Consider the following 6,766-nt stretch of genomic DNA (forward strand, 5'->3'; position numbering starts at 1 on the left):
GGGGGCAGCAGTACCCCGTCGGACAGGCTCACCCAGGGCCTGGAAATCAAGACCAATATCGTCATCGGTAATCTACCCCTGCTGACCCTGGCCTACGGTCAGGCGGGGGATCAGGAAGCCTGGGAACAGAACGACCCGGTCAGCTACCTGCGTTTGGGGCTGGTGTCGCCGTTTTAGCCCTGGTCAGCCATGGGCGCGGGGCAGTTTCGGTTTGGCTGCCCCGGCACGCTTTTTCGCCCCGATACCTTCTTCCGGCTCCCGATAGATGCGGGAGGTGGGGTAAGCCAGGGCGATGTCGTCGTACTTGTCGAATTCGTGAAGGATATCTTCCCAGATGGCGTGGACGGTAGCGCGGCGCTCGTGGGGCGAGCACAGGTAGCGGATTGTCAGCTGCACCCCGTTTTCCTTCACCTCAGTGAATACCCTTGGCTGGAGCTTGGGCTCGTGGATGAGAAATTTGTGGGAGGTTTTGCGGAGCTCGTTCCGGGCGGACTGGCTCACGGTCTCCCCGTGTTTGCGACCCAGTTTTTCCAGAATCTCCTTGGCTTTCTCCCAGCTGCTTTCGAAGGTAATGGTCACGGGGATTTCATTCCAGATATAGGGAAAGCCATGGCTGAAGTTGATCAGGCCCCGGCTGAAGATAGTACCATTGGGTACATAGATAATGCGCCCGGTGGGACTTTCGCCGTTGTATGGGCTGCCGATTTCCATGAGGGTGAACTGAAACAGTCCCTGATCGACCACGTCACCGGCCTGCTCACCGACCTGGACGCGGTCGCCCACCTTCACGGGTCGCAGCCACATGATATAGGCCCACCCGGCGATGTTTACCAGCGGATCTCTGAGGGCGATGGCAATGCCGGCGGAAAGCAGGCCCAGGAAGGTGGACAGGGTCTGGAAAGCCTCGATCCAGATGCGGCCCACCACCAGGATCCCAATGACGAAGGCTACCACGTTGCTGATTTTGCGCCACTGATAGCGGGCTCGAGGCTCCTCAACCCGGCGGAGGGCCAGCTTCAGGACCAGGTAGCGCAGCAGCCAGAGGACTGCGATGGTAAGGACGGAGTTGAGAAGTTTGGACCAAATCATATAATCTCCATGCGAATCAATCCACTAAAGCTAAAGATAGCTGCCGGTTTTAAGCGAAGGATTTTGCAGTCCCGCTATCGTCCGGGATTGTGATACCCGAGCCGGTTACCTGGGAAGACTTTCCGGCATGTCCGCCACCACGTAGGCCATGACCGCCAGGGCCGCCACGCAGAGGTTCAGCTCGCGGGGATCGAGCTTATCGATTGTGTCAGCGCTGGTATGGTGATACCAGAAGTATTTGTTCTCGTCGACGTTGAGTCCCATGCCCGGGACGCCTTCCCGCATCATGGGGGATATGTCGGCCCCGCCGCCTCCCTCGACAACGCTGTCCGCTCCGATTGATTCCAGCAGGCTGGCAACCTCTCGTAGAATGGCGAGAGCTTCGGGCGAGCCGGAAAAGCCAAATCCCCGGGGTTTGAAGACTCCCATGTCAGACTCCAGGGCCAGGAGGTGGTTAGGCAGCTGGTCCTGGTAGGCATCTCTGTAGGCCCGTCCCCCGCGCAGGCCGATCTCTTCGTTTGTCCAGAGTACCACCCGGATAGTGCGTCGGGGCCGCAGGCCCAGCTGCTGCAGCCGGCGGACGGCCTCCCAGGCGGCCACGCAACCACCGCCGTCGTCCATCGCGCCCTGGCCCACATCCCACGAGTCAATGTGCCCGCCCATAACCACCACCTCTTCGGGCTTCTCGCGGCCAACGATCTCGGCCACTATGTTGCGACTGGGCACGTCGGGTCGGAACCGGGCCTCCATTTTCAGTCGCACAACGACCTGCGCTCCCCGGTCCTGAAGGCGCTGGAGCAGCAGGGCGTCTTCCACCGTAACGGCGGCGTGGGGGATCCGGGGAACGCCATCGGTGTAGCCCATACTGCCGGTGTGGGGGTTATTGAGGGAATGGGGCGTCACTGACCGCACCAGGCTGGCCACGGCCCCCATCCTGGCCGCCTCGCTGGCCCCGGCCCAGCGGTAGCGCACCGTCTCACCGTAAGTGGTGAAGGGGACATTATAGACCACGATCTTGCCCCGGGTCTGCTCGGCCTTCGTTGCCAGGTCATCGAAACTGCTGACCACCAGTACGGGTGCAGAGATGCCCCGACGCGGGGTGCGCACCGAGCCGCCCAGGCCGATCATGCTCAGCTCGCGCTCAAATGGGTGCACCAGTTGTAGGGACTCCCTGCCCCGGATCCAACGGGGTACCATTACCTTCTCACCCCGTACGTTTTCCAGGTCGTCGGTCGTCATCTGCGCGAGAATCCAGTCAATGGCGTCCTCCAGGTTCCGTGTGCCGGAGAAGCGCGGCCCGAAGGTGTCCACCAGCTCGGCCAGTCGCTGGAAGGCGGCGCTGTCGGCCAGGGACGCCTGAATAATCCGGTCGGCGGCAGCGCGGTAGGTATTGGCAATCTGTCCGAGGGCGGATGAAGTGATAAAAAAAGTGCTGAACAAGAAGACAGCTGTTCGGCGCATTGATGCTCCTTTGGGTGGTTTCTTTTAGATTGACTGTGGTTGGTGGCTGATCTCCCAGGGCGGTCGAAATCTACCTTTATCGGGTCTCACAATAAGTCCAGCCCCGCTTTAATTTGACTCTATGAACGAGGCCGTATTCTCGATTAGCCGGACGTAGAAGCGGATGATGTCGGCGAAGTTCTCCACACCCATGTGTTCATCGGTCCCGTGGATCCTTTGCATGTCCTCCAGGGAGACGCGGGTGGGGATAAATCGATAGGTATTGGGACTTAGCCCCCGATAGTGTCGGCTATCAGTGGCGCCCACGACCAGTGAGGGGGCCACGATCACCTCGGGGAAGAGCTCCCGGATGGTATGCTCCAGGGCCTGGTAACCGGGGGCCTCGATGCCAGCGACGGCCGACGGTTCATCGTGGAATCCGAGCTGCTTGATCATAACCCGGCGGTCGTCGATTGTGCGCCGGACATGCTCCAGAATCATCTCACTGGTCTCTCCCGGCAGGAGGCGGAAATTCACCACCATGTTGGCACGGCTGGGCAGGATATTCTCTTTCAAGCTGCCCGAGGCCATAGTCGCGGCAGTGGTGGTACGGATCATGGCATTGGTGGTGGGAGCGGCTGCCAGCTGGGCCTTGACCAATGGAGCGAAGAGCCACAGATTGGCGAAAGCCATCCGCATGAAGAACGGCATTTCCGGTCCGATGACGTCAAACATCTGCTTTACCGGTCCTCGGAGGGTAGCGGGACGCTGGTTGACCTCCAGGCGGGTAACGGCCCGGCTCAGGATGCCCACCCCGGTGCTGGAGGGTGGCATGGAAGAATGCCCCCCTTCGGACTCAACCGACAGCTCCACCGTCAGGTAGCCTTTTTCGGCGATGCCGATCATGGCTACTGGTGCTTCGAGACCGGGCGCGATACCGTGAGTTATGACCAGCCCTTCATCGAGGACATATTCGGCCTGCACATCTCGCGATTGAAGGAGCCTGACGATCTGGAGGGCTCCGTCCTGTCCGCCGATTTCTTCATCGTGACCGAAGGCCAGGATGACCGTCCGTTGGGGCCGAAAGCCATGACTTATCAGCTGTCCAACTGCCTCCAGCAGCCCCAGCAGGCTGGCCTTGTCATCCATGGCTCCCCGGCCCCAGATGTAGCCATCCGTGATGGCACCGCTGAAGGGCGGCTGGGTCCAGTCGGTCACCGTTTCAGGGTCCACCGGTACCACGTCCGAATGGGCCAGCAGGATGATCGGTTTCAGGTCCGGGTTGTCCCCCGCCCAGGTATAGAGGAGGCTGTAATTGTTCACCACTTCCCTTTTCAGGGTCTGGTGGACGACGGGATAGGTCTCTTCAAGGAAGCGGTTGAAGGCCCGGAAAGGTTTCGGATCGAACCGGGCGGGATCCTGATAAGAGATGGTGCGGAAAGTGAGGGCCTTGCTCAAGTGTGCTGCGGCAGTTAGCGTATCAACAGTAACGCCCCCTACCGGCTCCACCGCCACCTGTCTGGAGGTGAAGGTGAACGTGCGTACCAGGACGATGACAACGATAATGCCAAGGGCTGCGCCTAAAACGGCGAGAACTTTTTTCATAAGGCGGCTCCTGCTAAATAGGGCCTGAAGTCGGCACTACGATTGGTAATATACGTAGTGGAAGGGGGGTGTAAGAAGTGCGAAGCTGGATAGCGCGGACAGCTAGATCAGCGAGAAAGACCGCACCCGCTGCCAGCTATCAGGCACCCCGGTAGTATCGCAAAGGTGCAGCTCATTTGCGATAAACTCTCCCTGGAACTTGTCTCCCAGCCTGTCGATGATGTCATTCCTGACCTGCCTGGGTTGGTGGCCGTACATCAGGCTCAGGTGGGGCCTGAAGGGTGGCTCATCCGGCTGCTGGAAGAGTTCCCGGGCTTGCTGGTGAATGGCTAAGACCTCTGCGGTGGGCTCGACGCGGATATACAGGCAGCGGAAGTAGGTCTCGCTGCCAGACAGCGAAGTGAGCTGGATAGTGGGGGATTGCAGGAGGCCCGCCAGCCGGGCTGTTTGTTGTATAATCTTCTCATCCAGACCCGTCAGCGCACCCAGCAACGTGACGTGAGGTTCGAATCGCGGTGTCCCCCAGGCCTGGCTGAGCCGGGCGATGGTATATTCCAGGGAGCGATAGAGTGTGCCCCGGGGCATGAACCAGAGGGAGTAAGTCTGGCTTCTGGCGGCCTGGGTTGGGTTCAGGGCAGGTCTCTTCGCTAAGGGAGGTCAGCCGCGTGCCCGCGACCGTCGCCTGACCCAGCGCGCTAAGTTGGCCCCCAATGCCACCCCGATAAATATCCCTAACGGCACGGCGACATAGAGCCAGGTGCCTATGTCGCCGGTGGTGTTTCCACCAATCACTGCAATGAGAATCCCGACGCTGGCACCGAACATCGCGCCAATAACGATGAGGAAGTCCTGTTGTTTGCGATTTGCCATTCGAAGAGTGCGTTCGCTCAATGTAATCCCTTACAAAATGATAGTATTATTGTATTGGAGTATACATAGGGATGCGACCAAAGTCTGTGATGTGGAGCAAATCGGCAGGGCCGGGGAACCCAGCCCTTGGGTCTATAGTATAGCTTTCAACCGCTCCAGGCTCTCAGTCCAGTAGGCTTTCATGCGTTCGGTATCCGCCTCTTCGGGCAGCTTGCGATGCTGCACAATAACATTGCTCCCCTGATTCTTACTGTGGCCAAATATGGCGTCGACGTGGGTTTTTCCGTCAATCCAGGTAATACGCAGGGATTTGTTCGGGGCGGACTTGCGGATGGTTATGCCTGGATCGGGCAGCCAGCGTTTACGCGTCGCAGCATTGGTCCAGGCTTTATACAAGACCTCTACTGGTACCGCTACGGTTATCGACCGGACTATAGCGTAGCCGTCGGGGCGCAAGTTCTTCCTACGCAGGCCATGTTCCATCAAGTAGGTGCGCGCGATCGCCTGACGGTACCAGCGACGCACCTCGTAGTGCTCTGCCAGGTAGGCCACGATCTCGCCCTGTTCCATCTTGGTGGCCTCGATGCCGTCCAGGATGGCGAACCACTCGGCCCAGCCCTTAGCCGTCCTCATCCGGATGATGCGATCGCGGATGTTGGCGGAGGCGGGAGTGAAGGCTTTAGCGGTCATAATAGTATTTTCCTTATTTATGTTAATATAAGCACATGGCAGGGGTGGATGGTAGTGGTAGAATTAGGTGAGGCAGCCACGGTAATCCGTCTCGTGAGCCTCTAACTTGCCTGGAATAAGCTTCCGATTCGCAGCCGGGTGGGCTTTTATTCGCCCGACCACTAGCTTCCAAATTAACCCTTAGCTACCGTCTCCTCCGCGCCCAGCGCACTACCATAGTGGAGACGACCATGCCGACGGCCAGGAAGGGGGCGAGGGTGTTGAAGCCGTGCCGGTCGAGGATGATACCTGCGGCCACGAACACGGTGGCCCAGATAACCAGGTTCGCCAGCTCGTAGATTTGCATGGCCTGACCGCCGCTACGCAGGCGGCCCGGTCTTTGTCTGGTGTCTCTCGGAAAGCGCACCTTAACTTTCTTCGGCCATGACCGGCAGGTAATTAACGGATATCCTCATCACCGGCAATCTGCCGTACCACGTCGATGATGGCCGCCCGCAGGGCCTCGCCCTCCAGGATCTCATCGTAGCCAGCCCGACCGCCGGCACCCATGAACGAGCTGGTGGTCTTGCTCACCAGCCCCCGACCGGTATAGGCTCCGATGATTTCGGTGGTCTGCACATCGATGAGCCGTGCGTCAACGACGGCCTCTGCGGTTTGGATTTTGCTCTGATAGAATATAAAATCGCTGCCTTCGATTTTGCTGCCGTACTGCGAGACCGAGCCGGTGACGATGATGTGGGTGCCCAGATATTTGCCCACTTCCACCGCCTGCGAGGGATCGATCAGCCCCAGGTCGGCCAGGTCCAGCTGCTGGATGGCCAGGGTCAGCTGCTCCCTTTCGATGACGTTGAAGCTACCCAGCTTGACCAGCTCGCTGGAGAGGATATCGGAGGCCGAGGAGCCCAGCCGCCGACGAGCGTACTGCGTCTTATTCACAAAGTCCAGCACGCTGATGTTACGCTTTCCATCTTCGAAAGGCGGCATGCGGTAAGCTATGGAATATGTATCCCCCACTTGTTCATTACCGACCAGCACGGTCCTCGTAGAGCCGCAGCCGATGATTAATAGGGCA

The 6,766-nt window shown here is 59.3% G+C and carries 8 protein-coding genes; all 8 read right to left on the bottom strand.

Annotation, left to right across the window (positions count from 1 at the left end; genetic code table 11):
- Positions 1-183 precede the first annotated feature (183 nt).
- Positions 184-1,089: a mechanosensitive ion channel family protein gene (locus tag ACETWG_03530; GenBank protein MFB0515658.1), complete on the bottom strand. Its 906-nt coding sequence runs from the start codon at positions 1,087-1,089 to the stop codon at positions 184-186.
- A gap of 105 nt (positions 1,090-1,194) precedes the next feature.
- Positions 1,195-2,550 carry a M28 family metallopeptidase gene (locus ACETWG_03535; protein ID MFB0515659.1) on the bottom strand — a complete coding sequence of 452 codons (1,356 nt, stop codon included), beginning with the start codon at positions 2,548-2,550 and terminating at the stop codon, positions 1,195-1,197.
- Positions 2,551-2,658: 108 nt separating this feature from the next.
- The gene (locus ACETWG_03540) at positions 2,659-4,134 is read right to left on the bottom strand and encodes a M20 family peptidase (protein ID MFB0515660.1); all 1,476 of its coding nucleotides are present in this window, start codon (positions 4,132-4,134) and stop codon (positions 2,659-2,661) included.
- A 102-nt stretch (positions 4,135-4,236) separates the two neighbouring features.
- A complete protein-coding gene (locus ACETWG_03545) occupies positions 4,237-4,767 on the bottom strand; it encodes a 2'-5' RNA ligase family protein (protein MFB0515661.1) in 531 nt (176 codons plus the stop codon).
- Positions 4,768-4,791: 24 nt separating this feature from the next.
- A complete protein-coding gene (locus ACETWG_03550) occupies positions 4,792-5,025 on the bottom strand; it encodes a hypothetical protein (GenBank protein MFB0515662.1) in 234 nt (77 codons plus the stop codon).
- A gap of 111 nt (positions 5,026-5,136) precedes the next feature.
- Complete coding sequence (locus ACETWG_03555; GenBank protein ID MFB0515663.1) at positions 5,137-5,694, bottom strand: SRPBCC domain-containing protein; 558 nt, start codon at positions 5,692-5,694, stop codon at positions 5,137-5,139.
- 184 nt (positions 5,695-5,878) lie between these two features.
- The gene (locus tag ACETWG_03560) at positions 5,879-6,100 is read right to left on the bottom strand and encodes a hypothetical protein (protein MFB0515664.1); all 222 of its coding nucleotides are present in this window, start codon (positions 6,098-6,100) and stop codon (positions 5,879-5,881) included.
- Positions 6,101-6,132: 32 nt separating this feature from the next.
- Positions 6,133-6,766: CsgG/HfaB family protein (locus ACETWG_03565; GenBank protein MFB0515665.1), on the bottom strand; the 634-nt coding region annotated here is incomplete at its 5' end.

It is taken from the genome of Candidatus Neomarinimicrobiota bacterium, assembly GCA_041862535.1.
Classification (GTDB): domain Bacteria; phylum Fidelibacterota; class Marinisomatia; order SCGC-AAA003-L08; family TS1B11.